The organism is Nocardia sp. NBC_01503, from assembly GCF_036327755.1.
Taxonomy (GTDB): domain Bacteria; phylum Actinomycetota; class Actinomycetes; order Mycobacteriales; family Mycobacteriaceae; genus Nocardia.
Map to the genome: position 1 here is coordinate 5,777,263 of NZ_CP109596.1, position 21,492 is coordinate 5,798,754.

The following is a 21,492-nucleotide window of genomic DNA, read 5'->3' on the forward strand; positions in this document are numbered from 1 at the left end:
TACATGCAATGAACGATGAGACGGAGGAACCGTGGCCCTTCCCCAGCTGACTGACGAGCAGCGCGCCGCTGCTTTGGAGAAGGCGGCTGCCGCTCGCCGTGCTCGGGCGGAGCTCAAGGAGCGCCTGAAGCGTGGCGGCACCGATCTGAAGACGGTCCTTGCTGATGCCGAGAAGGACGAAGTTCTCGGCAAGATGAAGGTTTCGGCACTGCTCGAGGCTCTGCCGAAGGTTGGCAAGGTCAAGGCCGCTGAAATCATGAGCGAACTGGAAATCGCTCCCACTCGCCGCCTGCGCGGACTGGGTGACCGGCAGCGTAAGGCGCTGCTGGCCCGGTTCGACTTCACGGCAGATTAATCCGAGGGTGGTCGAACACACTCGGAAGGGACGACTGGTAGTTCTGGTCGGCCCCTCGGCCGTCGGCAAGTCCACTGTCGTGCGCTGCGTGCGCGAACGACTGCCCGAACTGGTTTTCAGTGTTTCGGCCACCACCCGGGCCCCCCGGCCCGGGGAGGTCGACGGTCGCGACTACCGGTTCGTATCCCGCGAGCAATTCGACGCCATGATCACGGCGGACGAACTACTCGAATGGGCCGATATCCACGGTGGACTTCAGCGGTCGGGTACTCCGGCCGCACCTGTGCGCGAAGCGCTCGCGACCGGACACCCGGTCCTGATCGAGGTCGACCTCGAAGGCGCTCGCTCGATCCGCAAGACCATGCCCGAAGCCCAATTGGTCTTCCTGGCACCCCCCAGTTGGGATGAGCTCGTATCCCGGCTGACCTCGCGAGGCACGGAATCGCCCGAGGTCATAGCGCGAAGGCTGCAAACCGCCAGGACCGAATTGGCGGCCTGTGACGAGTTCGACACCGTCATAGTGAACGACGAGGTGACGACCGCCTGTGAGCAGTTGGTATCCTTGTTCGTTAGCACAATTTCGAGGTAGGTCTCGAAACCTGACCGGCTCATCTTCGAAGTGAGCCGGTTTCACCATTCAAACAACCCGCAGGAGCCTTCCTAGTGAGTACTGACATGAAGACCGCGGCCATCTACGACACTCCGATCGGCCTGACCAACCCGCCGATCGATGAACTGCTGGAGCGGACCTCGTCGAAGTACGCGCTGGTCATCTACGCGGCCAAGCGGGCCCGGCAGATCAACGACTACTACAACCAGCTCGGCGACGGCATTCTCGAATACGTCGGCCCGCTGGTGGAGCCGGGTCTGCAGGAGAAGCCGCTGTCGGTGGCCATGCGTGAGATCCACGCCGACCTGCTCGAGCACTCCGAAGGCGAATAAGCCCTCGCAGCGTAAAAGCCAGGCATCTCTCTACGGCGCTGGAGGCGTAGTGACGACAGAATTCACCCGGGGCATGCGGTGACCCGGGTCATCGTCGGTGTCGGCGGCGGTATCGCCGCGTACAAGAGTTGCGCCCTCGTGCGCCGGTTCACCGAAACCGGGCACGAGGTGCGTGTCATCCCCACCGAGTCGGCATTGAATTTCGTCGGCAAGGCCACCTTCGAGGCGCTGTCCGGTCATCCCGTGCACACCGGAGTCTTCTCCGATGTGCCCGAGGTGCCGCATGTGCGACTCGGCCAGGAGGCCGATCTGGTGGTCATCGCCCCCGCCACCGCCGATCTCATGGCGCGTGCCGCCTCCGGCCGCGCGGACGACCTACTCACCGCCACACTTCTCACCGCCCGATGTCCCATTTTGTTCGCGCCCGCGATGCACACCGAGATGTGGGAGCACCCCGCGACGATCGCGAATGTGGCGACACTGCGCGCGCACGGCGCCATGGTCATGGAGCCCGCGCACGGGCGGCTCACCGGATCCGATTCCGGCGCAGGGCGTTTGCCCGAACCGGAGGAGATCTTCTCGTTCGCCTCGCTACTGCTCGAACGGGCCGATGCGATCCCGCGTGATCTCGAAGGCCGTCGTGTCGTCGTCTCCGCGGGCGGTACCCGCGAACCCCTGGATCCGGTGCGGTTCCTCGGTAATCGCAGCTCCGGTAAGCAGGGTTATGCGATCGCCAGGGTGGCCGCGCAGCGCGGTGCGCAGGTGACGCTCATCGCGGGCAACACCATCGGGCTGGCACCGCCGGCCGCGGTCGAGGTCGTGCACGTCACCACCGCCGAGCAGTTGAAGGTGGCGGTCGACAAGCATTCGATCGGTGCGGACGCGGTCATCATGGCCGCCGCCGTGGCCGATTTCCGGCCGGTGAACGTGGCCGCCGCGAAGATCAAAAAGGGTGCGGACGAACCGAATTCGATCGAACTGACCAAGACCCCGGATATTCTCGCCGGTCTGGTTCAAACGCGCCGGGACGGTCAGCTCGCGGGCACCGCCATTGTCGGGTTCGCCGCCGAGACCGGTGACGAGCACGCCGATGTGCTCACCCACGCGCGCGCCAAACTGGCGCGCAAAGGCTGTGACCTATTGGTGGTCAACGCCGTTGGGGAAGGCAAAGCCTTCGAAGTAGACCATAATGATGGTTGGCTGCTCGGTGCCGATGGCACCGAGATCGCCTTGGATCATGGATCCAAGGCGCTGCTGGCCAGCCGAGTGCTCGATGCGCTCGGCCCCTTGCTCCGCTGAAGCCTCGGCACCGCAGGGTTCGGATGGAACTGCCCGCTTTGATGGCAGACTGTCTGAGTCACAATCCGTTCGTCACGGAGCGTCCTCGCGCCTTGTGACGAACGAATTGGCATAACCTGAGACAAAGGGTTGTGCGGTGGTGGGGGTCCGCTACTGTCGCAGCCCGATACGAGAACCCGTTGAGGGAGAGGGAACAACTGTGCGCACGACTGGCAGCCGCCTATTCACCAGTGAGTCCGTGACCGAGGGTCATCCGGACAAGATCTGTGATGCCATCAGCGATTCCATCCTCGACGCGTTGCTCGCGGCCGATCCGCGCAGCCGTGTCGCGGTGGAGACCCTGGTGACCACCGGCCAGGTGCACGTGGCCGGTGAGGTCACCACTTCGGCGTATGTGGATATCCCGACCATCGTTCGCGAGAAGGTCCTGGAGATCGGATACGACTCCTCCGCAAAGGGTTTCGACGGCGCCTCCTGTGGCGTGAACATCGCCATCGGCGCGCAGTCCCCGGATATCGCGCAGGGCGTGGACACCTCGCACGAGGCCCGCGTCGGCGGCGAGGATGACGACATCGCGCGCCAGGGCGCCGGCGATCAGGGTCTGATGTTCGGTTACGCCACCATCGAGACCCCCGAGCTCATGCCGCTGCCGATCTCGTTGGCGCACAAGCTCTCGCGCCGCCTGACCGAGGTCCGCAAGTCCGGTGTGCTGCCGTACCTGCGTCCCGATGGCAAGACCCAGGTCACCATCGAATACGAAGGCGACATTCCGGTGCGCCTGGACACCGTCGTCATCTCCACCCAGCACGCGGCCGATATCGACCTGGACAACCTGCTGACCCCGGATATCCGCGAGAAGGTCGTCGACTCGGTGCTGGCCGAGCTGAAGCTGCCGAATCCGTTGGACACCTCCAACATTCGGCTGCTGGTGAACCCGACGGGCAAGTTCGTGCTCGGCGGTCCGATGGGTGACGCCGGTCTGACCGGTCGCAAGATCATCGTCGACACCTACGGCGGTATGGCCCGTCACGGTGGTGGCGCGTTCTCCGGTAAGGATCCGTCGAAGGTGGACCGTTCGGCCGCCTACGCCATGCGCTGGGTCGCCAAGAATGTGGTCGCCGCCGGTCTGTCCGAGCGCGTCGAGGTTCAGGTCGCCTACGCCATCGGCAAGGCCGCCCCCGTCGGCTTGTTCGTGGAGACCTTCGGCACCGAGCAGATCGACCCGGCCAAGATCTCCGCCGCCATCGGCGAGGTCTTCGACCTGCGCCCCGGCGCCATCATTCGCGATCTGGATCTGCTGCGCCCGATCTACGCACCCACCGCCGCGTACGGCCACTTCGGCCGCACCGATGTGGATCTGCCCTGGGAGCGCACCGACCGCGCGGAGAAGTTGCGCGCCGCCGCCGGTCTGTAATTGGCCGACACGGGAGAAGCATCGACGGGAGCGTCGAGCACGGAGAGTCCCTCCGAGCTCGGCGCTCCCGCCGTCGTAGGTACACCCCGCCCCATCGCGCGGGTCCTGCCCCTGCTCGAACCCGCCCACCTGGACCGCGATTTCGACTATCTGGTCCCCGCGGAATTGGACGCCGAAGCCCAACCCGGCGTCCGCGTCCGAGTCCGCTTCTCCGGCCGCCTGATTGACGGCTACCTCCTCGAACGGCTCGAAAAGACCGACCACGCGGGCAAACTCGTCCGCCTGGAACGCGTGGTCTCACCCGAACCCGTCCTCACCCCGGAGATCCTGCGCCTGGTCACCGCGGTCGCCGCCCGCTACGCGGGCACCCGAGCCGACGTCCTGCGCCTGGCCATCCCACCCCGCCACGCCAAAACCGAAGCCGAAGGCAGCACTCCCAAGCCCGCGAGCGCGAAGAAGCGCCGCACGAAAGCCGCTGCCGCCGAACGCCTGGCCGCCGAACCGGCACCCGTCGAGCTGGACGGCCCCGTCGAAGCGGCGCCATCCGCGAACGCCGAATCCGATGAGACCCGCGCCGCGTCCAGCGCTCCCGCGACAACGCCCGGATCTTCCGCGCAGACGCCTTCGACCTCCGAATCCGACTCCAGGACAGCAGATTCCGAGACCACGGCGCTGACTTTCGTGACCGAGAGCACCGACTCCACGGACATGCCCGGCATGGCCGTCTCGAGCAATCCGGCGGAAGATTCCGACGCGAGCGAAGTTCCGGCCGGGCACTCCACATCCACCGCTGCCGGGTCTACCGCAGCGCCCGAGGACGAGACCCCCGATGCCGGTGTCTCGACCGTCGATGCGGGAGATGCCTCGGCCATAGTGGCAGGCGATGCCGCGACTGGTTCGGCGACTGCGGAAGAGGCTGATAAGCCTGGGGTTTCGGAGTTGTACCCCGGGTGGGGGCGGTATGCGCATGGGCATTCGTTCTTGGCGGCGCTGGCGGCGGGGCGGGGGCCGCGGGCTGCTTGGCAGGCGTTGCCCGGAGACGAGTGGGCACGACGGCTCGCGGAGCTGGCGGCGACCGTGGTGGGCAGTGGACGCAGTGCGATTGTGATGGTTCCGGATCAGCGGGATCTCGATCGTGTGCTGACCGAATGTGTTGCGCTGGTAGGGGAGTCGGCGGTGGGACTGGCCGCCGGGTTGGGTCCGTCGGCACGGTATCGGCGATGGTTGGCCGCGCTGCGGGGGACCGCCCGGGTGGTGGTGGGGACGCGCAGTTCGGTGTTCACGCCGGTCAAGGATCTCGGGCTCATCGCCATGTGGGACGACGGGGATGACACCTATGCCGAGCCGCGCTCGCCGTATCCGCATGCGCGGGAGGTGGCGATGCTGCGCGTGCACGAGACCGGCGCGGCGTTCGTCGCCGGCGGGTTCGCGCGTACGGCCGAGATCCAGGCGGTCGTCGAATCCGGTTGGGCGCATGACCTTCTCGCCGATCGCAGTGTGCTGCGTCAGGTGATGCCCCGGCTCATCGCGCCCGGTGATACCGATGCCGCGCTCGAACGCGATCCGATGGCGCGGGCCATCCGTATTCCCGCCGCGGCCTTCATGGCGGCCCGACGGGCGCTCGCGGCGGGGGAGCCGGTCCTGGTGCAGGTTCCGCGCCGCGGGTACATTCCCGCGCTGTCCTGCTCGAAATGTCGCACCCCGGCCCGTTGTCGGCACTGCAACGGCCCATTGGCGCTGCCGGACAACAACACCCACGCCGCGCCACCCGCCGGAACGGGCGGTTCGGCTCGCGCGGCCGGTGGTGGCGTTGCCGCGCCACAACAGCGCGGCTCCGGTTCTCGGGGTGACGATTTCGCCCGCCCGAGCCGGAATATCGCTCCGCAGGAACAACTTTCCTGGGGCCGTGAGTCGGAGCAGCGGGGTCGCGGTTCCGGTGCCCAGCCGCGGCGGGATCGCGTGGATTTGGGTGTCGCGGTGGGCGTCGGGGTTCCTCGCGGCGGTGCCGAGGTCGCGCACAGTCCGGCCTGCCGGTGGTGCGGTATCACCGAGGCGGCGTTCCGGTGCGGGACGTGTGGGTCGCGAGCCCTGCGGGCGGTGGTGATCGGTGCGCAGCGCACGGCCGAGGAGTTGGGGCGGGCATTTCCCGGGGTGCCGGTTCGCGGTTCCGGTGGTTCCACCGTGTTGAGTTCGGTGCCGGAGGGGCCGCAAGTGGTGGTTTCGACCATCGGTGCGGAACCCGTTGTGCCGGGCGGGTATTCGGTGGCGATGCTGCTCGACGGATGGGCGCTGCTCGGCCGCGCGGATCTGCGCGCCGCCGAGGATGCCATGCGCCGCTGGATGTCCGCCGCCGCCCTCGTGCGCCCGAGCGGCCAGGTGATCGTCATGGCCGATCCGGCGCTGGCGACCGTGCAGGCATTCCTGCGCTGGGATCCGGTGGGGCACGCCTACTTCGAGTTGAGCGAGCGCACCGAGGTGCGCTTTCCGCCCGCGGTGCGTTTGGCCGCCATCGACGGCACCACCGATTCGATCGCCGAATTGCTCACCGAGGCAAAGCTTCCCGAAGAGGTCGAGGTGCTCGGACCGGTCCCGCTGCCACCCGGAGCGCGCAAACCCTTCTCCTCCGGCGATTCTCCCGCCGAGGTCGAGCGCATGATCCTGCGCGTGGATCGCTCGGCCGGATCGGCTTTGTCCCGCGCCCTCTCGATCGCCCAGGCCGTTCGCAGCACCCACAAATCCGACGACCCCCTGCGCGTGCAGATCGACCCCGTCGATATCGGCTGATGGTGGCGCTCAGTCGCCGGTGAGTTCATCGCGGGGCAGGCCCGCCAGGATTTCCAGCGCGTTGAGGAATCCGCGCCGATCGGCGGCGGGCAGTTTGGCGAGCAGGCGGTTCTCCCGCGCCTGGATATCGGCCTGTGTCGCATCGCGTAGTCGCCGTCCCTCCGGGGTGAGGGCGAGGACGCGAGCGCGGCGGTCGGCCGGATCGGGTGTGCGTTCGATCAAGCCGCGCCCCTGCAGATCATCGAGGACCGCGATGATCCGCGTCTTGTCCGCGCCGATCTCCTGTGCCAGCACACCTTGTCCGCGCGCGGGCCCCTCATCCAATGCCAGCAGTACGACATACGCCCACATGCTGAGCCCGTGTGCCTCCAGGATCGGCTGCTCGGCCGCCATCAGGGCGCGGCCGAGCGGTGCGATCATGGCGGCCAGGTCTCGGCGCGGAGTCGTCATATGGACAAGATTATGCGGCCTTCCTATGCGGTCGCTCGATCGTGTCCCCGGCGCGAGTCAAGATCGCGTCCGGTTCGAAGCGATCGGCCTGCCATGAGTCGGTGCCGACCGCGACCCGCCCCCGCCAGGTCTTGATGATGTCGGTGTGCACCGGCCAGCGCACGAATCGGCGCATATCCCGCTCCGATTCCCAGACCGAGATGGACCCGCCGCGCCGCTCGGTGGGGCGCGCCCACAACCAGAGTCCGACCGCACCCTGCATGACCGGCCAGGTGCGGCCCAGTTCGAATCCGGTCTCGTAGACGCGCTGTGCCTCCGCATCGGTGGTCACCAGGAAGTCGGTGACGCTGACGAACACCGGACCGGAAATGCCTTGGCGTGGACCGGGATTCCAAGGCATGAGCACGGTGCCGTCGGAGAAGGTGTGCGAGATAGTAAGCATGTGCTGACGATAAGCGTATGCGTATCAATCTCGCAAGGGTGAAATCGACGCTCAGCGATATGCCGGTGCCACGCGCCGAGCCCATTCGGCGTAACTGGTCGCCGGGCGGCCGAGCACGCGCTCGACATCCGGGCTCACCTGCTGCTCCGCCGCGGTGGGTGCGCCGAGGATCGAAAGCGTGTGATCCGCAACGGATTCCGGCATGAATCGGAGCATGTTGGTCTTGGCCTGATCGCGAGTGAGTTCGACGAACCGCAGTGGCTCGCCGAGCGCCACGGCAATCGCCTCGGCCTGTTCGCGCGGTGTGACGACGGCTGGACCCGTCACCGTGTATGCCCGGCCGTGGTGACCCTCTTCGCGCAGTGCGGCCGCCGCCACCGCCGCGATATCGGCGGGATCGACCACCGGCAGTCCGACATCCCCGAAGGGGGCGGGCACCATGCGCTGCGTGCGCACGGGTTCGATCCAGGCGAAGGTATTGCTGGCGAACGCGCCCGGTCGCACCGCGGTCCATTCCAGATCCGAAGCGGCCAAAGCCTTTTCGAAGGCGATGGTGCGGGCGTAGCCATCGCTCTCCGGGCGGGTCACCGCGCCCTGTGAAGAGAGGAACACCACTCGCCGAACCCCCTGTGCGGCCAGGGTTTCCAGCATCTCGGTCGGCTCGGGCCCGGTGACGAGTTGTTCACCGGTAATGAGCAGGAACAGCGCGTCCGCCCCGGCCGCGACCTCTGCGAGGCTGGCCAGGTCGCCCACATTCCCGGTGCGATGCTCGACGCCCGCGGGCAGTTCCACGGGCTTCTCGCCGCGAGAAACCGCGACCACCTTCTCGCCCGCGTCGGCGAGAAGCCGCACTACAGCGCCACCGACATTGCCCGTTGCCCCGGTAACCACGATCATTTCCACTCCTGAGTTAGTTGGCTGACTTAGAAGAACCATAGGGGATATGACCGGGTGTTGTCTATAGTTAGTTGTATGACTAACTCAGTAAGTCGCGGCGCGGGCAAACGTGAACGTCTGGCCGATGCCGCGGCGAGGGTCTTCCACGAGCAGGGCGTGGAGAAGACCACCATCGCCGATATCGCCCGCGCGGCCGAGGTGCCCGTCGGCAACGTCTACTACTACTTCAAGACCAAGGATCAGCTGGTCCAAGCCGCGATCGGCGCGCACGACCGCACGCTGAAAGAGATCACTACGGCTCTGGAACAGTTCGGCACACCCGCCGAGCGACTCAAGGCTTTGGTGCGCGGCTGGGTCGACCAGCGCGATCTGGCGGTCCAATTCGGTTGCCCGTCCGGCACTCTCGCGGCCGAACTGGATAAACGCGCGGACGGCCTGGATCAGGAGATGGCCGAGGTCATGCGCGGCCTGCTGGACTGGATCGAAACCCAGTTCGCGGCGATGGGGCGCGCGGACGCGCGGGAACTGGCCGTCGCCCTGTTCGCTTCCTATCAGGGAATCTCCCTGCTCGCCAACACCTTCCGTGATCCGGAGATGATGGCGGGGGAGGGCGATCGCCTGGAACGCTGGATCGACTCGCTGGACTGGTGATGCGCCGGTTGGGCGGCGCGCACACTCCAGCGACGGTCCTCGCGAATGATGCGCACCGGGTGATCGAAAGCGGCGCTGATGTTTTCGGTGCTGACCACCTCATCGACCGGTCCGCTCACCAGGGCGCGGCCGCCGCGCAGCAGCATGGCGTGTGTGGTGCCGGGCGGCAGCTCTTCGAGATGGTGGGTCACCAGCACCGAGGACAGATCCGGATGTGCCCGCTGGAGAATGTCGATGCGCTCCAGAAGTTGTTCGCGCCCGGCGAGATCCAGTCCGGTGGCGGGTTCGTCCAGCAGTAGCAGGCGCGGTTTCGGCATGAGCGCGCGGGCGATGAGGGCGCGGCCGCGCTCGCCCTGCGACAGGATCGGCCAGGGCGCGTTATGGCGGTGCGCGAGGCCGAGCAGGTCGATCAGCCGGTCGACCTCGGCGAGCTGGTCGGCGGTGGGATGCCGGCGTGGGATCGGCTCGGCGGTATTGGTAATACCGGTGAGCACCACCTGGTGCACGGTGAGTGGAGTGCGGGGCGTATGCCGCGGGTCGACATGCCCTATGGCGGTGCGCAATTCGCGCATATCCACGCGCCCGAGCCGTTTGCCGAGCACCTCGACCGCGCCGCGCGTGGGGTGCTCGAAGGCTCCGAGCATGCGCAGCAGTGTGGTCTTGCCCGCACCATTCGGACCGAGCAGCGCCCAATGCTCCCCGGCGCGTACGGTCAGCGAAACCCCTTGCAGGATATGGTTCGCGTCTCGCACGACATCGACCGCGTCGACCTGGAGCACCGGGAAGTCCGTCATCACCCCACCGTAGCAAACTCCTCAGACAAGTTGAGGAGTGGCAGGAATTCACGGATTGGCCGGAAACCCGCTGTGTAGGGTGGCGATATGGCGATCGAGGCGGTTCTCTTCGACTTCTCCGGCACCGTGTTCCGATTCGAGGAATCGGAGTTCTGGGACGCCGAACTCACCGACGCCGACGGGCGTTCGCTCGATACCCATGAGGTCGCCGCGATCATGCGCGCCATGACCGCGCCGGTCGGTCAACTCTTCGAATTCGACGACCAGGGCCAATATGCCTGGGACCGAAGGGATCTCGATCCTGCACTACATCGCACCGCCTATCTCCAGGTGCTCGAGCGCTCCGGTGTACCGCAGGTCCCGGCCGAACAGCTCTACGAGCGCATGCTCGATCCGAAGGGGTGGACCCCGTACGGTGATACCGGCGAGGTACTGGAGCAGCTGCACGAGCGCGGTATCCCGGTGGCCATCGTCAGCAATATCGCCTGGGATATCCGTCCGGCCTTCGCGACCCGCGGCTGGGATCGGTATATCGGCCACTTCGCGCTGTCCTTCGAGATCGGTGCGATCAAACCCGACCGCGGCATCTTCGAATCCGCGCTCGAAAACCTCGGTATCGCACCGGAGAACGCCCTCATGATCGGCGACAGCCTCGAAGCCGACGGTGGCGCAACGGCTCTCGGCGCGGACTTCGCGCTGGTTCAACCCTTACCCATTGCCGATCGTCCGACCGCCTTGCGTGACGCTCTGGTCGACCGCGGTCTGATCGCCCGGCCCAGGTAAACAACCAACCGGCAGGTTCGTGTCCCGCGACACACTTGCTGTAGATAGACTGCCGATATATCGTTGATAGCGTCAAGAACAACGACGAAGCCTCAGGAGGCGCACCATGGAACGCATGGAGAACTTCGACAACAGGGGCCGCGGGCCCTGGCGGCGACTGCGAAACGAAGAGCAGCAAGGCCCCGAACACCCGCGTTCGCGACGCGGTGGACCGCGCGGCGAGCACGGCCCGCACGCACATCGGCACGGCCACGGCCGTGGTTTCGGCCCGGACTTCGGTCCCGGTGGTTTCGGCCCGGGCGGCTTCGGTCCCGGCGGCGGCCCGCACTTCGGTCGCGGTCGCGGTCGCGGTGGACGCGGTCGTCGCGGCGATGTCCGCGCGGCCATCCTGCTACTGCTGCAGGAGCGGCCCATGCACGGCTACGAGCTGATCCAGCAGATCCGCGAGCGTAGCCAGGACGTCTGGCGTCCCAGCCCGGGCTCCATCTACCCCGCGCTCGCGCAGCTCGAGGATGAGGGTCTGGTCATCATCGAGAAGGTCGCCGGTCGCAAGACCGCCAAGCTCACCGAGTCCGGTACCGCGTACCTGGAGGAGAATCGCGCCGATCTGGGCGATCCCTGGCAGGACGTCAAGGATGGTGTCGGCGATCAGGCGCTCGATCTGCGCAGTCTGATCGGCCAGCTCATTGGCGCTGCGGCACAGGTCGCGGCCGCCGGAACACCGGATCAGGCAGCCAAGGCCGCCGAGGTCCTCACCGAGGCGCGCCGGTCGCTTTACCGGATCCTCGCCGAAGACGACACACCCGAAAAGTAGTGGGTGCGCAACACCGCAACTCGGTAGCCATTGTGACTCCTCACAAGAGATCATTTCTCTATGGGAATTCGGAGGAGCCGGACGCGAAAGGCGCTGCTGCACAGCGTCGTGCCGGTCGGGGTGTTGGTGATCGGCGTGATCGCGGCTATGACAGCGCTGCCGATCGAATCGGGGGTGGCCACGGCCGACCCCGCCGGGCAACCGGTTGCGGGAACGATTGTCTATCTACCGGCGGTGGTTCCGGTGGAGGCAGGGCCGCCGCAGGACGGACCGCTTGCGGCGGCCAATTATTTGAAGCTGCACCCGAACGCCGCGCCCGCGGGCACGAACGATTTCGGCTGCAAGCCGAGCGCTGAACATCCGCGCCCGGTGGTGCTGGCACATGGCACAGATTCCTCGGCCTACTCCGACTTCTCGGTCATCGGACCGCAACTCGTCCAGGCCGGCTTCTGCGTCTTCGCGCTGAACTACGGGGGTAAGCCCGGGGGCAAGAGCTACGGCACCGAGGATGTCTGGGCCAGCTCGGCGCAGGTCGGCGGCTTCGTCGATCAGGTCCTCACCGCGACCGGGGCCGCCAAGGTGGATATGGTCGGATTCTCCCAGGGCGCCAGCGTAACTCGCTTCTACATCAACAAGCTCGGTGGTGCGGCCAAGGTCGGCCAATGGCTCGGCGTGGCCTCACCCAGCTACGGCGGTGTCATGTACGGCCTGGTGCCGGTGGCGGACAAGGTGCCCGCCCTGTACTCGGTCGCCGAGCTCTTCAGCTCCGTCGCCGCGGTGCAGCAGGCCGCCGGATCGCCCTTCATGACCGAGCTCAATGCCGGTGGCGACACCGTGCCAGGAGTGCGATACACCACGATCGGCAGTCGGGTGGATGAGATGATCCAGCCCTTCGAGAACATCGCGCTACGCGGTGACGGGGCCACCAATCTGGTGCTGCAGGATCTGTGCCCGGTGAACAAAACCGGCCACTTCCACGAGGTCTACGACCCGTACGTGCAGCAGTTGGTGCGCAATGTGCTCGATCCCGAGCATGCGGTGACACCAGCCTGTGTGCCGGTCGCATTGGGCACCGGTATCAGTGAGGTGGTGCTCGCCGCGCATTCCTGAGCGAGTGCCCCGGCGTGGCGGTCCGGTCTTATCCGTAAAATGAGACGACCGTATTCGTATCCACCGGGAGTTGCCCGTGACCATCCAGCCTGTCCGCCTGTTCGGCGATCCGATCCTGCGCGCTCGCGCGGCGGAGGTCGAGACGTTCGATCTCCAGGTGCGCCAGCTGGTGACCGACCTCATCGACACCATGTACGAGAGCGGCGGGGTCGGAATGGCCGCGCCGCAGATCGGGGTGGGGCTGCGGGTCTTCGTCTATGACACCGGGGACGCGCAGGGGCATCTGATCAACCCGACCTTCGAGGTCGTGGGGGAGGAGACGCAGACCGGGCCGGAGGGTTGCCTCTCCATTCCCGGTGTGCGCGAAGACGTTACGCGGCCCAATCAGGTGCTGGCGCGCGGTGTCGATATGGATGGCGCGCCGGTCGAGTTCGAGGCCGAAGGGTTGTTGGCGCGCTGCGTTCAGCATGAGACCGATCATCTCGACGGTGTGCTGTTCCTGCAGCGGCTGGACCCTGCGGTGCGTAAGGAGGCGATGCGCACCCTGCGTGAATCGTCCTGGTTCACAAAGGGAATCACGGTGCTGGCCGCCTCCGAGATCGGCGGCGGCCGTCGCACCCGGGAACGGAGTCGTTGATGCGCTTGGTCTTTGCCGGTACACCCGAGCCGGCGGTGCCGTCGCTGCGGCGGCTCATCGAATCGCAGCGGCACGAGGTGGTCGGGGTGGTGACCAGGCCGGATGCGGTGGCCGGGCGTGGGCGCAAGGTGACGCGCTCGCCCATCGGACTGCTCGCGGACGAGTACGGCATTCCGGTGTTCACCCCGCGTCGCCCATCCGAGCCCGAATTCATCGAGCAATTGACCGAACTCGCGCCGGATTGCTGTCCGGTGGTGGCGTACGGTGCGCTGTTGCCCGAATCGGTGCTCGCGATTCCGCGGTACGGGTGGATCAACCTGCACTTCTCGCTGCTGCCCGCCTGGCGTGGTGCGGCTCCGGTGCAGGCGGCGATTCTCGCCGGTGACGAGATCACCGGCGCGTCGACCTTCCTGATCGAGAAGGGGCTCGATACCGGTCCGGTCTTCGGCACCGTGACCGAGAAGGTCCGGGTCACCGATACTTCGGGCGTACTGCTCGACCGGCTCGCCGAAAGCGGCGCGCAGCTGCTGGAGTCCACCCTCGACGGCGTGGAAGCCGGTGCGCTGCAAGCGGTTCCGCAATCCGCAGACGGTGTTTCGTATGCCCCCAAGGTGGAGGTCGAGGCGGGCCGGGTCCGCTGGGACGAGCCCGCCCTGGCCATCAATCGCCGCATTCGCGCGGTGACCCCCAACCCGGGAGCTTGGACGGAGGTCGACGGTAAGCGGATCAAGCTCGGCCCCGTCGAAATGGTGGAGGAGACCCTCCCCGAACGCGAGATCGAGGTCCGCAAGTCGGGCGTTTTCATCGGCACCGCCACCACAGCCGTCCGCCTCACCGAGGTCCAACCCCAAGGAAAGCGCATGATGCCTGCCCTCGACTGGGCGCGCGGCGCCCGCCTCCAGCCCGGCGCGGTCACCGAATGACCCGCCCCGAGCGGGGAGATTCCACCGGCGACGACCGCCGCGCCGCCAAACCACCCAAACGTGACTGGCGCCCCCGCGCCGCCAACGCCCCTTATGGCAAATCGGCGAGCTCCGGTGCCCAGGCCCGCGACACCGCCGACCCGGGCCGCCCCCGCACGTCCGCCGACTCGCGGGGCACCGGTGACGCCAAGCGCACGTACGGCGCGGATTCGCGCGGCTCGCGGCCCAGCGGCGACACCCAGCCCCGTGGCAAGGGCGGACCCCGCACCGGTGGCGACCGTCGCGATGCCGCGAACCGGAGCGACGACCGCGGTGGGCAACCCCCACGCCGCGACTGGCGTCCCCGCGCGGCCAACGCTCCTTACGGCAAGCAGTCCGCCACCGGTGCGGGCGAGCGTGGCGACGACCGTCGGCGCGCCGATTCCGCCGAATCCGGCCGTCGTGGTGACAGCCTGAATCGTGGCGGTGATCGTGATCGCTCTGCTGCTCGAGCGAGTTCGCGTGGACGCTCGGAGAACGCCGGGTCGCCGCGGTCCGGTGCCAGTGCGTCCGGAGGCGCAGCGGGTGCGCGCACGTCCGGTGGGCGTGGGTCCGGTGCGACCGGCGATGGCTTTCCCGGTGGGCGCGGTGGATCGGATCGACCGATGCGTACCGCACGCTCCGAAGGCGGCGATCGTCCGCGCAGTGATCGGGAATCAGGTGCGGCACAAGATAATCGGCGTGAGAGCGGCGGCGCTTCGAGTGGCACCGGCGGGTCGGCCGCGCGCGAGGCCCGCTCCGTTTCTCGCGATTCAGGCTCGTCGCCGCGTAATTCCACATCAGGGAGTGGCAACACCGGGGCCCCTCGGGGCAAGTCCGGTGCGGCGGGGCGGAATTCGGGTGGGAAGTCCGGTGGCCGGGGAGATTCGCGCAAGGTCGATGTGACGGCGGCCTATAACGCCGAGCATGGGCTGGATCCGGTGCGTGTGGTGGCTCGGGATGTCTTGCGGGCCGTGCGGGAGCGCGATGCCTACGCCAATCTGGTGCTGCCGGGGCTGTTGCGGGAGCGGAAGATCAGCGGGCGGGATGCGGCGCTGGCCACCGAGTTGACCTATGGGGCGGCTCGGTCGCTCGGGTTGCTCGACGCGGTGATCGAGGCCGGTGCGGGTCGGTCCGTCGAGGAGATCGACGGGCCGCTGCTGGATGCTTTGCGGCTGGGGACCTATCAGTTGCTGCGGACCCGGATCGGGGCGCACGCGGCGGTGGATACCTCCGTCGCGATGGCTCGGGCCGAATACGGTGTCGGGCGTGCGGGTTTCGTGAATGCCGTGCTGCGCCGGGTGGCCGAGAAGTCCGTCGAGGAGTGGGTGGAGGCGCTCGCGCCGTCGGATCCGCTGGGGCATATGGCTTTCGAGCACGCCCATCCCGTGTGGATCGCGCAGGCGTTCGCGGATGCGCTCGGTGCGCGCGCCGGGGAGTTGGAAGAAGTGCTCGCGGCCGATGACGCGCGGCCCGCCGTGCACCTGGTGGCCCGGCCGGGCGAGATCAGCGCCGAGGAGTTGGCGCTCATCACCGGCGGTGCAGAGGGTAAGTGGTCGCCGTACGCCGTGTATATGGACGGTGGCGATCCGGGCAAGCTGGAACCCGTGCGCGATGGTTTGGCGGCCGTGCAGGATGAGGGCAGTCAGCTGGTGGCGCTCGCGGTGACGCGCGCGCCGCTGGAAGGCGAGGATGGCGGCCGCTGGCTGGACCTGTGCGCGGGTCCGGGCGGTAAGACCGCACTGCTGGGCGCGATCGCCGATATCGACGGCTTCCATATCGACGCCGTCGAACCCGCCGAGCATCGTGCCGACCTGGTCCGCCAGGCGACCCGCGGCCTGCCGGTCGATATCCATATCGCCGACGGCCGCGACAGCGGATTGACCCCCGGCTACGACCGCATCCTGGTCGACGCCCCCTGCACCGGCCTGGGCGCACTGCGCCGCCGTCCGGAGGCGCGCTGGCGGCGCAAGCCCGCGGACGTCAAGGACCTGGTCAAGCTGCAGCGCGAATTGCTCAGCGCCGCATGGGATCTGGTCCGTCCCGGCGGTGTGGTGGTGTACTCCACCTGTTCACCGCACCTGCCCGAAACGGTATCGGTGGTCGCCGATATGGTCCGCCGCACCGGCGCGGAACAGCTCGACTCGCGCGAACTACTCACGGACGTCCCCGATCTCGGTGACGGCCCCGGCGCCCAGCTGTGGCCGCATCGCCACGGCACCGACGCCATGTTCCTCGCGGCCCTGCGCAAACCGCTCGACCCGAAGTAGCCCGGAGCGTCCGAGCGTCGACGCACCCCCGTCGATGGGGGTGCGTCGCCGCGCCTCCGTCGCCGCATCCCCGTCATTCCGGCATGCTTTTGGCCGGGATCCACTGTCGCAGAGCTTGAACTGCACGCAGTGGATCCCGGCCGAAATGCGCCGGGATGACGGGGTTTTCGGTATCCGGAAAGGCGGGGCTTCGGTATTTCGGAAGGCGGGGGTATTCCGGAAGGCGGGGGTCTTCGGTATCCGAGAGGGCAGGAATGCTTCGCCTGGACTGTCGTCGGGCTGATTGACCGACAATCCGATACGCATTGTCGTGGGGTGCCGTTGTCGTGCAGGGAGATTCGCGGGGCTGCCTGCGGACGGATTCCTGCTTCTACTGACGCGCGGGGGGATTGGGTCGCCACGACACCCAGACTCCCGCGCGCGGGACGCGGCGGCAGCGGATTGCCATCCACTGTGGGCGCTCGGTGTTGTCCGGTCCGCGGTCGGTGCGGCCGAGCATGCAGCTGCCGTCGGAATCCGGTACCAGTTCTATGGTTTCGCCGTTGACCTCGATGAATCGCTGGGGGCGGCCGTTGCCGTAGCGGACCACGGTGTTGACGGTGAGGTCGGCGATGTGGAAGCAGCACCACCATTGGGCTTGGGCGCGGTTGCGCCGGGTGGTGCGGGCGGCGGTGACCGAATGCTGTAGTTCGGCCAGGGCGCGGAAGCGGTCGGCGGGGGTGAAGTCGCCCGGATCGTCGGAGCCGGGGCAGAGCACCGGTGATTCATCGTCGGGGTAGCGGTAACCCGGATCGACCTCTCCGCGCCAACGCATTTCGGCCATGCGCGTGGTGATGGGCAGCCCGTGCCATTCCTCATCGCACCAGGGGTGCGGACAGCGCGGGAACTCCGGATCGCCGTAGTCGTAGCCGGTGCGTGGTTCACCGTCGGCCAGCTGGTCGTTCACGAGCTGGTCGATCTGGTTCACGATATGTCGATCGCGGTGCTGGGTCATACTGCCGCCCGATTGCGATGCGTGCCGGGTGGCATCGATCGTCGCACCGGTGGGCCGTGCGGGCAAGCCCATGGGATTCGGGTGGGCGTGTCACTCGCGTGCGGTCTGCTCCCGCAGGCGCGCAAGGGTTTTCGCCAGAATCCGGGAGACGTGCATCTGTGAGATGCCCATCTGCTGTGCGATCTGGGTCTGGGTCATGGATTCGAAGAATCGCATGGTGAGAATGCGTCTCTCGCGTTCGGGCAGGCCCGCGAGCAGCGGCCGGATGGCCACGTACTCCTCCACCCGATCGAATTGCGACTCCTCCTCACCGAGCGTGTCGAGCAGGGACGCCTCGGTGTCGCGGCCGACCGAGACCGCGTCGATGGAGCTGGGCTGGTACGCGTTTCCGGCGATGACAGCCTGCGTCACCTCATCGGGATCGATGCCGAGTTGGGCGGCGATCTCCTTGGCGGTGGGGGACCGGCCGAGCTGTTGGGAGAGCGCGTCGATGGCCGAGCCGATGCGTAGATGAGTCTCCTTGACCCGCCGTGGAACTCGCATGGCCCAGGTGTTGTCGCGGAAGTATCTGCGGACCTCACCCATGATGGTCGGCACCGCGAAGGACAGGAAGTTGGAGCCGCGCCCGACGTCGAAGCGGTCCACCGCGTGCACCAGCCCGACCCGCGCCACCTGGGTGAGATCATCGAAAGGCTCACCGCGCCCGCTGAATTTGCGGGCGATGTGGTCGGCGAGGGGAATGCAGCGGCTGATCAGCTCCGAGCGCAGTGCGCTGCGCCGCGCCGAGTTCGGATCGGTGGCGGCCAACTGTTCGAAGAGCGCCGCCACATCGTCGTATCCGGAGACGCTGCGCGCGACCTCCTCCGCTTCCTCGGCGTCGACGACCTCCTCGGCCTCGGCGGGTTCCTCGTTCTGGGCCACCGCGCCCGCGTCACCCTCGGCGTTCGCCTCGGGATCCGTCGGCGTGAGATTCTCCGTGCCCGAACCGGATTCGGTGGCCGGTGTGCCGTTCTCTTTGTCGGTGCCGTTCTCGGGGGTACCGGCAGCCGAGTCGTCGGCGGCACCGCTCCCGGCGGTGGATCCGGATGAATCGGGCTCTGATGCGTCGGGAGAGGCGAACACCATGTCTTCGTCGGTCACTACGCCTTCCCCCGGACCCGCCGGAACTCCACCGTCGTCGGGTATCCGGAGATTGCCGGGTCGTACTCGCCCTGGCTCGCGGTCACCTCATCGGAGAGGGTGCGCAGCACATGCCAGCCGAAGCTGCGCTGATCGGGCAGCCCCTCCGAGCCCGCGATACCGCTGACTCGAATCACCAAATCACTGTCACCCACGGTGAACACGCACTGGAGTGTCGTGCCGGGCATCGCGAGGGCGATAACGGTGGAGGCGGCCTCGTCGACGGCGAGCCGAATATCGGCGACCTCGTCCAGGGTGAAATCGCTGAGTAGCACCAGGGTTTCGGCGAGTCCGCGCACGATGGGCAACTGGGAGACGGATGCGGCGACACCGATCTCGACCGGTGTGGCCCGCAGCCCTTGGTCCGCCGAAATGTTGATCACCTGCACTAGGCTACCCATTCCACCGCGCGGCAATCAGCGCAATGGCCGCGAAGAGCCGCTTCGGTCGCGGATCCGGTCCCCTTCGCGAACATCTCGCCACCGACGGTGTCGGTTCAGTTATGGGCGGCCGTTAGAATGCCGCGTGTGTGCACCTCTTCCTCTCCCTTCCAGCGGCCCGCGCCCATGATCGCGCCGTCCATCCTGTCCGCCGATTTCGCGCGCCTCGGTGCTGAGGTCAAGGCGATCGAGGGAGCGGATTGGGTGCATGTGGATGTGATGGACAACCACTTCGTCCCGAACCTGACCCTGGGGCTACCGGTGGTGCAGAGTCTGTTGAAGGCCACCGACATTCCGCTGGACTGCCATCTGATGATCGAGAATCCGGAGCGCTGGGCGCCGGGCTATGCGGAGGCGGGCGCGTACAACGTCACCTTCCACGCCGAGGCGACCGACAATCCGATCGCGGTGGCGCGGGATATCCGCGCGGCGGGCGCGAAGGCCGGGCTCTCGGTCAAGCCCGGCACCCCGATCGAGCCGTATCTGGAGATCCTGCGAGACTTCGACACCCTGCTGGTGATGAGTGTCGAGCCCGGTTTCGGCGGTCAGTCCTTCATCGCGGAGGTGCTCGAAAAGGCCCGCATCGTGCGCAATCTCGTCGATTCCGGCGAACTGCGCCTGGTGGTGGAGATCGACGGTGGCATCAATATGGACACCATCGAACAGGCCGCCGAGGCCGGAATCGATTGCTTCGTAGCGGGTTCCGCCGTCTACGGCACCGCCGATCCGGCCGCGACCGTGGAAGCCCTGCGGCAGAAGGTTATCGCGGTGGAGGCGTCAGCGGCCCAGTAGGGCCTCGACCACCGACTCCAGCGGCGGCACCGAGCTGACCGTCTCCGGGGGTTGAATCCAGGTGCGGTAGCCCGTCCGCTCGTCGTCGGCGGAGGGCAGCACCACCTGCGCACCCGCGCACGCCACGGTCGCGTACAGCCGGAACAGTGCCGCGCTGACGGGCGTGCTGAGGGTTTCCGGGCGGGCGGGACCGGTGATGAAGGTCCAGCGTCGCGCGCGCGGATGGTGCACGACCGGCCCCGCCAGCTCGGCCTGGGCGAGTCTCTGCCGTACCCGTTCGCCTAGTTCGGCGGGCATGGTGATGGCGCCGTAGCGGCTGCCTATCTCTAACAGGATGTGTCGTGACGCCGGGTCTATCGATGCCGGAAGATGAAATTCGCGCCGGTACTGCACGCAACGAACTTCGAGGGTGGTATCGAGAAGCGTGGTCACGCTGCACTCCCAATTGTGTTGTAGTCCACCTGGATCCGACCCCGCACGGGGCCCAACCTTCCTTCGGTTCGACATGCTGCGAAGACTGATCCGCGCCGGACACGACGACGGATGCGGGACTTGTTCCGCGCTGAACTGCTCGCCGAGATGTGATGATGAGCGAAGTTGAACTGTAGGAATCAGCTGCATAACAATCTTGCGACCATTTCCGCAGATCCGCAAGATTATGGTGTAAGCGAGTCGGAATTGGGTACAGGCCCCGATTCCTCTGCGCGAATTGACATCTTCCTGTAGGAGAGGCGCTCTGCCCACTACGACTCGCTGTCGTTAGGCTGGAGGCGGACGCCCGTCATCGGGGAATGCACCGATGGTCCGGGCTGTTGGCGCAAGCGACGGGCACGTTTCGCGGCCCGAGGCGACAGGGAGAGGTAGGGCATGTTCACAGGCATCGTGGAGGAGCTGGGCGAGATCGTCGCCACCGAGCAACTGGCCGATGCGGCCCGGCTCACCATCCGCGGCCCGCTGGTGACCTCCGATGCCGGACACGGTGATTCGATCGCGGTCAACGGCGTCTGTCTCACCGTCGTGGATCACAAGGTCGAGGGCGACACCTTCACCGTCGACGTCATGGCCGAGACCCTCAATCGCTCCAGCATCGGCGGCCTCGCCACCGGCTCGCGGGTCAACCTCGAGCGCGCCGCCGCCGTGAACAGCCGCCTCGGCGGTCATATCGTGCAGGGCCATGTCGACGGCACCGGCACGGTGCTCTCCCGCACCCCCTCCGAGAACTGGGAGGTCGTGCGAATCTCGTTGCCCGACAGCATCGCTCGCTACGTGGTGGAGAAGGGTTCGATCACCGTCGACGGCATCTCGCTCACCGTCTCCGGACTGGGTCTGGCCGATGAGGCCGCCGCGGACGGCAGCAAGGACTGGTTCGAGGTCTCGCTCATTCCGACCACCCGTGAACTCACCACGCTCGGCACCGCGCCGGTCGGCACCACCGTGAACCTGGAGGTGGATGTCATCGCCAAGTACGTCGAGCGGCTGGTACAGCGCGGCTGACCTGCAAGTT

23 protein-coding genes are annotated in these 21,492 nt (G+C 67.2%); 15 read left to right on the top strand and 8 right to left on the bottom strand.

Features of this window, described 5'->3' with window-relative positions; genetic code table 11:
* Positions 1 to 31 precede the first annotated feature (31 nt).
* The 6 genes from mihF to OHB26_RS26190 all read left to right on the top strand — a co-directional run bounded on the left by mihF (position 32) and on the right by OHB26_RS26190 (position 6,794).
* On the top strand, positions 32 to 355 hold the full coding sequence (mihF, locus tag OHB26_RS26165; RefSeq protein ID WP_067571887.1) for an integration host factor, actinobacterial type: 324 nt from the start codon (positions 32 to 34) through the stop codon (positions 353 to 355).
* Between the two features lie 7 nt (positions 356 to 362).
* The gene (gene gmk / locus OHB26_RS26170; RefSeq protein WP_330179901.1) at positions 363 to 944 is read left to right on the top strand and encodes a guanylate kinase; all 582 of its coding nucleotides are present in this window, start codon (positions 363 to 365) and stop codon (positions 942 to 944) included.
* Positions 945 to 1,030: 86 nt separating this feature from the next.
* Positions 1,031 to 1,297 carry a DNA-directed RNA polymerase subunit omega gene (gene rpoZ, locus OHB26_RS26175; RefSeq protein ID WP_067571890.1) on the top strand — a complete coding sequence of 89 codons (267 nt, stop codon included), beginning with the start codon at positions 1,031 to 1,033 and terminating at the stop codon, positions 1,295 to 1,297.
* Between the two features lie 78 nt (positions 1,298 to 1,375).
* Positions 1,376 to 2,596, top strand: a complete 1,221-nt coding sequence (gene coaBC, locus OHB26_RS26180; protein WP_330179902.1) for a bifunctional phosphopantothenoylcysteine decarboxylase/phosphopantothenate--cysteine ligase CoaBC — start codon at positions 1,376 to 1,378, stop codon at positions 2,594 to 2,596.
* Between the two features lie 199 nt (positions 2,597 to 2,795).
* Positions 2,796 to 4,010, top strand: a complete 1,215-nt coding sequence (gene metK, locus OHB26_RS26185; protein ID WP_330179903.1) for a methionine adenosyltransferase — start codon at positions 2,796 to 2,798, stop codon at positions 4,008 to 4,010.
* 93 nt (positions 4,011 to 4,103) lie between these two features.
* Positions 4,104 to 6,794 carry a primosomal protein N' gene (locus OHB26_RS26190; RefSeq protein WP_330185790.1) on the top strand — a complete coding sequence of 897 codons (2,691 nt, stop codon included), beginning with the start codon at positions 4,104 to 4,106 and terminating at the stop codon, positions 6,792 to 6,794.
* 9 nt (positions 6,795 to 6,803) lie between these two features.
* On the opposite strand, the gene OHB26_RS26195 is transcribed toward OHB26_RS26190, so the two are convergent.
* From OHB26_RS26195 to OHB26_RS26205, 3 genes are read right to left on the bottom strand one after another with little or no spacing between them, the layout of a single operon-like run.
* Positions 6,804 to 7,244 carry a MarR family winged helix-turn-helix transcriptional regulator gene (locus OHB26_RS26195; protein ID WP_330179904.1) on the bottom strand — a complete coding sequence of 147 codons (441 nt, stop codon included), beginning with the start codon at positions 7,242 to 7,244 and terminating at the stop codon, positions 6,804 to 6,806.
* Between the two features lie 10 nt (positions 7,245 to 7,254).
* Positions 7,255 to 7,686 carry a hypothetical protein gene (locus tag OHB26_RS26200; protein WP_330179905.1) on the bottom strand — a complete coding sequence of 144 codons (432 nt, stop codon included), beginning with the start codon at positions 7,684 to 7,686 and terminating at the stop codon, positions 7,255 to 7,257.
* Positions 7,687 to 7,737: 51 nt separating this feature from the next.
* Positions 7,738 to 8,583 (bottom strand): NAD(P)H-binding protein, encoded by an 846-nt coding sequence (locus OHB26_RS26205; RefSeq protein WP_330179906.1) that lies wholly within the window; start codon positions 8,581 to 8,583, stop codon positions 7,738 to 7,740.
* 75 nt (positions 8,584 to 8,658) lie between these two features.
* On the opposite strand from OHB26_RS26205, the gene OHB26_RS26210 reads away from it, so the two are divergent.
* Positions 8,659 to 9,234: a TetR/AcrR family transcriptional regulator gene (locus OHB26_RS26210; protein WP_330179907.1), complete on the top strand. Its 576-nt coding sequence runs from the start codon at positions 8,659 to 8,661 to the stop codon at positions 9,232 to 9,234.
* Here the strand turns inward: OHB26_RS26210 and OHB26_RS26215 are convergent.
* Positions 9,135 to 10,028 carry an ABC transporter ATP-binding protein gene (locus OHB26_RS26215; protein ID WP_330179908.1) on the bottom strand — a complete coding sequence of 298 codons (894 nt, stop codon included), beginning with the start codon at positions 10,026 to 10,028 and terminating at the stop codon, positions 9,135 to 9,137. The genes OHB26_RS26210 and OHB26_RS26215 overlap by 100 nt on opposite strands.
* A gap of 87 nt (positions 10,029 to 10,115) precedes the next feature.
* Between OHB26_RS26215 and OHB26_RS26220 the strand changes: the two genes are divergently transcribed.
* The 6 genes from OHB26_RS26220 (at position 10,116) to OHB26_RS26245 (ending at position 16,583) form a co-directional block, all read left to right on the top strand.
* Positions 10,116 to 10,811, top strand: coding sequence for an HAD family hydrolase (locus tag OHB26_RS26220; protein ID WP_330179909.1), 696 nt, complete (start codon positions 10,116 to 10,118; stop codon positions 10,809 to 10,811).
* 115 nt (positions 10,812 to 10,926) lie between these two features.
* Complete coding sequence (locus OHB26_RS26225; protein ID WP_330185791.1) at positions 10,927 to 11,625, top strand: PadR family transcriptional regulator; 699 nt, start codon at positions 10,927 to 10,929, stop codon at positions 11,623 to 11,625.
* Positions 11,626 to 11,685: 60 nt separating this feature from the next.
* A complete protein-coding gene (locus OHB26_RS26230) occupies positions 11,686 to 12,735 on the top strand; it encodes a lipase family alpha/beta hydrolase (RefSeq protein WP_330179910.1) in 1,050 nt (349 codons plus the stop codon).
* A gap of 76 nt (positions 12,736 to 12,811) precedes the next feature.
* A complete protein-coding gene (def, locus tag OHB26_RS26235) occupies positions 12,812 to 13,372 on the top strand; it encodes a peptide deformylase (RefSeq protein ID WP_330179911.1) in 561 nt (186 codons plus the stop codon).
* A complete protein-coding gene (gene fmt / locus OHB26_RS26240) occupies positions 13,372 to 14,295 on the top strand; it encodes a methionyl-tRNA formyltransferase (protein WP_330179912.1) in 924 nt (307 codons plus the stop codon). Before def ends, fmt begins: the two co-directional genes overlap by 1 nt.
* A 920-nt stretch (positions 14,296 to 15,215) precedes the next feature.
* Positions 15,216 to 16,583 carry an RsmB/NOP family class I SAM-dependent RNA methyltransferase gene (locus OHB26_RS26245; protein WP_330179913.1) on the top strand — a complete coding sequence of 456 codons (1,368 nt, stop codon included), beginning with the start codon at positions 15,216 to 15,218 and terminating at the stop codon, positions 16,581 to 16,583.
* Positions 16,584 to 16,953: 370 nt separating this feature from the next.
* Here OHB26_RS26245 and OHB26_RS26250 read toward each other — a convergent pair whose 3' ends face one another.
* From OHB26_RS26250 to OHB26_RS26260, 3 genes are all read right to left on the bottom strand, one after another.
* Entirely contained in the window at positions 16,954 to 17,649 is a 696-nt protein-coding gene (locus OHB26_RS26250; RefSeq protein ID WP_330179914.1) for a hypothetical protein, read from the bottom strand.
* Positions 17,650 to 17,667: 18 nt separating this feature from the next.
* Positions 17,668 to 18,498: a SigB/SigF/SigG family RNA polymerase sigma factor gene (locus OHB26_RS26255; RefSeq protein ID WP_330185792.1), complete on the bottom strand. Its 831-nt coding sequence runs from the start codon at positions 18,496 to 18,498 to the stop codon at positions 17,668 to 17,670.
* Positions 18,499 to 18,716: 218 nt separating this feature from the next.
* Positions 18,717 to 19,139, bottom strand: coding sequence for an ATP-binding protein (locus OHB26_RS26260; protein WP_330179915.1), 423 nt, complete (start codon positions 19,137 to 19,139; stop codon positions 18,717 to 18,719).
* A gap of 183 nt (positions 19,140 to 19,322) precedes the next feature.
* On the opposite strand from OHB26_RS26260, the gene rpe reads away from it, so the two are divergent.
* Complete coding sequence (rpe, locus tag OHB26_RS26265) at positions 19,323 to 19,988, top strand: ribulose-phosphate 3-epimerase (protein ID WP_330185793.1); 666 nt, start codon at positions 19,323 to 19,325, stop codon at positions 19,986 to 19,988.
* Here the strand turns inward: rpe and OHB26_RS26270 are convergent.
* Positions 19,974 to 20,420, bottom strand: a complete 447-nt coding sequence (locus OHB26_RS26270; protein WP_330179916.1) for a hypothetical protein — start codon at positions 20,418 to 20,420, stop codon at positions 19,974 to 19,976. The genes rpe and OHB26_RS26270 overlap by 15 nt on opposite strands.
* Positions 20,421 to 20,855: 435 nt before the next feature.
* Between OHB26_RS26270 and OHB26_RS26275 the strand changes: the two genes are divergently transcribed.
* Positions 20,856 to 21,482 carry a riboflavin synthase gene (locus tag OHB26_RS26275; RefSeq protein ID WP_330179917.1) on the top strand — a complete coding sequence of 209 codons (627 nt, stop codon included), beginning with the start codon at positions 20,856 to 20,858 and terminating at the stop codon, positions 21,480 to 21,482.
* Positions 21,483 to 21,492 lie beyond the last annotated feature (10 nt).

Bases quoted from the DNA above. Each gene is read 5' to 3' on its own strand.
- OHB26_RS26215 (WP_330179908.1), bottom strand. From the start codon at position 10,028: ATGACGGACTTCCCGGTGCTCCAGGTCGACGCGGTCGATGTCGTGCGA.
- OHB26_RS26205 (WP_330179906.1), bottom strand. From the start codon at position 8,583: ATGATCGTGGTTACCGGGGCAACGGGCAATGTCGGTGGCGCTGTAGTG.
- OHB26_RS26275 (WP_330179917.1), top strand. From the start codon at position 20,856: ATGTTCACAGGCATCGTGGAGGAGCTGGGCGAGATCGTCGCCACCGAG.
- OHB26_RS26250 (WP_330179914.1), bottom strand. From the start codon at position 17,649: ATGGGCTTGCCCGCACGGCCCACCGGTGCGACGATCGATGCCACCCGG.
- OHB26_RS26220 (WP_330179909.1), top strand. From the start codon at position 10,116: ATGGCGATCGAGGCGGTTCTCTTCGACTTCTCCGGCACCGTGTTCCGA.
- OHB26_RS26210 (WP_330179907.1), top strand. From the start codon at position 8,659: ATGACTAACTCAGTAAGTCGCGGCGCGGGCAAACGTGAACGTCTGGCC.
- OHB26_RS26230 (WP_330179910.1), top strand. From the start codon at position 11,686: ATGGGAATTCGGAGGAGCCGGACGCGAAAGGCGCTGCTGCACAGCGTC.
- fmt (WP_330179912.1), top strand. From the start codon at position 13,372: ATGCGCTTGGTCTTTGCCGGTACACCCGAGCCGGCGGTGCCGTCGCTG.
- rpoZ (WP_067571890.1), top strand. From the start codon at position 1,031: ATGAAGACCGCGGCCATCTACGACACTCCGATCGGCCTGACCAACCCG.
- OHB26_RS26195 (WP_330179904.1), bottom strand. From the start codon at position 7,244: ATGACGACTCCGCGCCGAGACCTGGCCGCCATGATCGCACCGCTCGGC.
- OHB26_RS26225 (WP_330185791.1), top strand. From the start codon at position 10,927: ATGGAGAACTTCGACAACAGGGGCCGCGGGCCCTGGCGGCGACTGCGA.
- rpe (WP_330185793.1), top strand. From the start codon at position 19,323: ATGATCGCGCCGTCCATCCTGTCCGCCGATTTCGCGCGCCTCGGTGCT.
- OHB26_RS26200 (WP_330179905.1), bottom strand. From the start codon at position 7,686: ATGCTTACTATCTCGCACACCTTCTCCGACGGCACCGTGCTCATGCCT.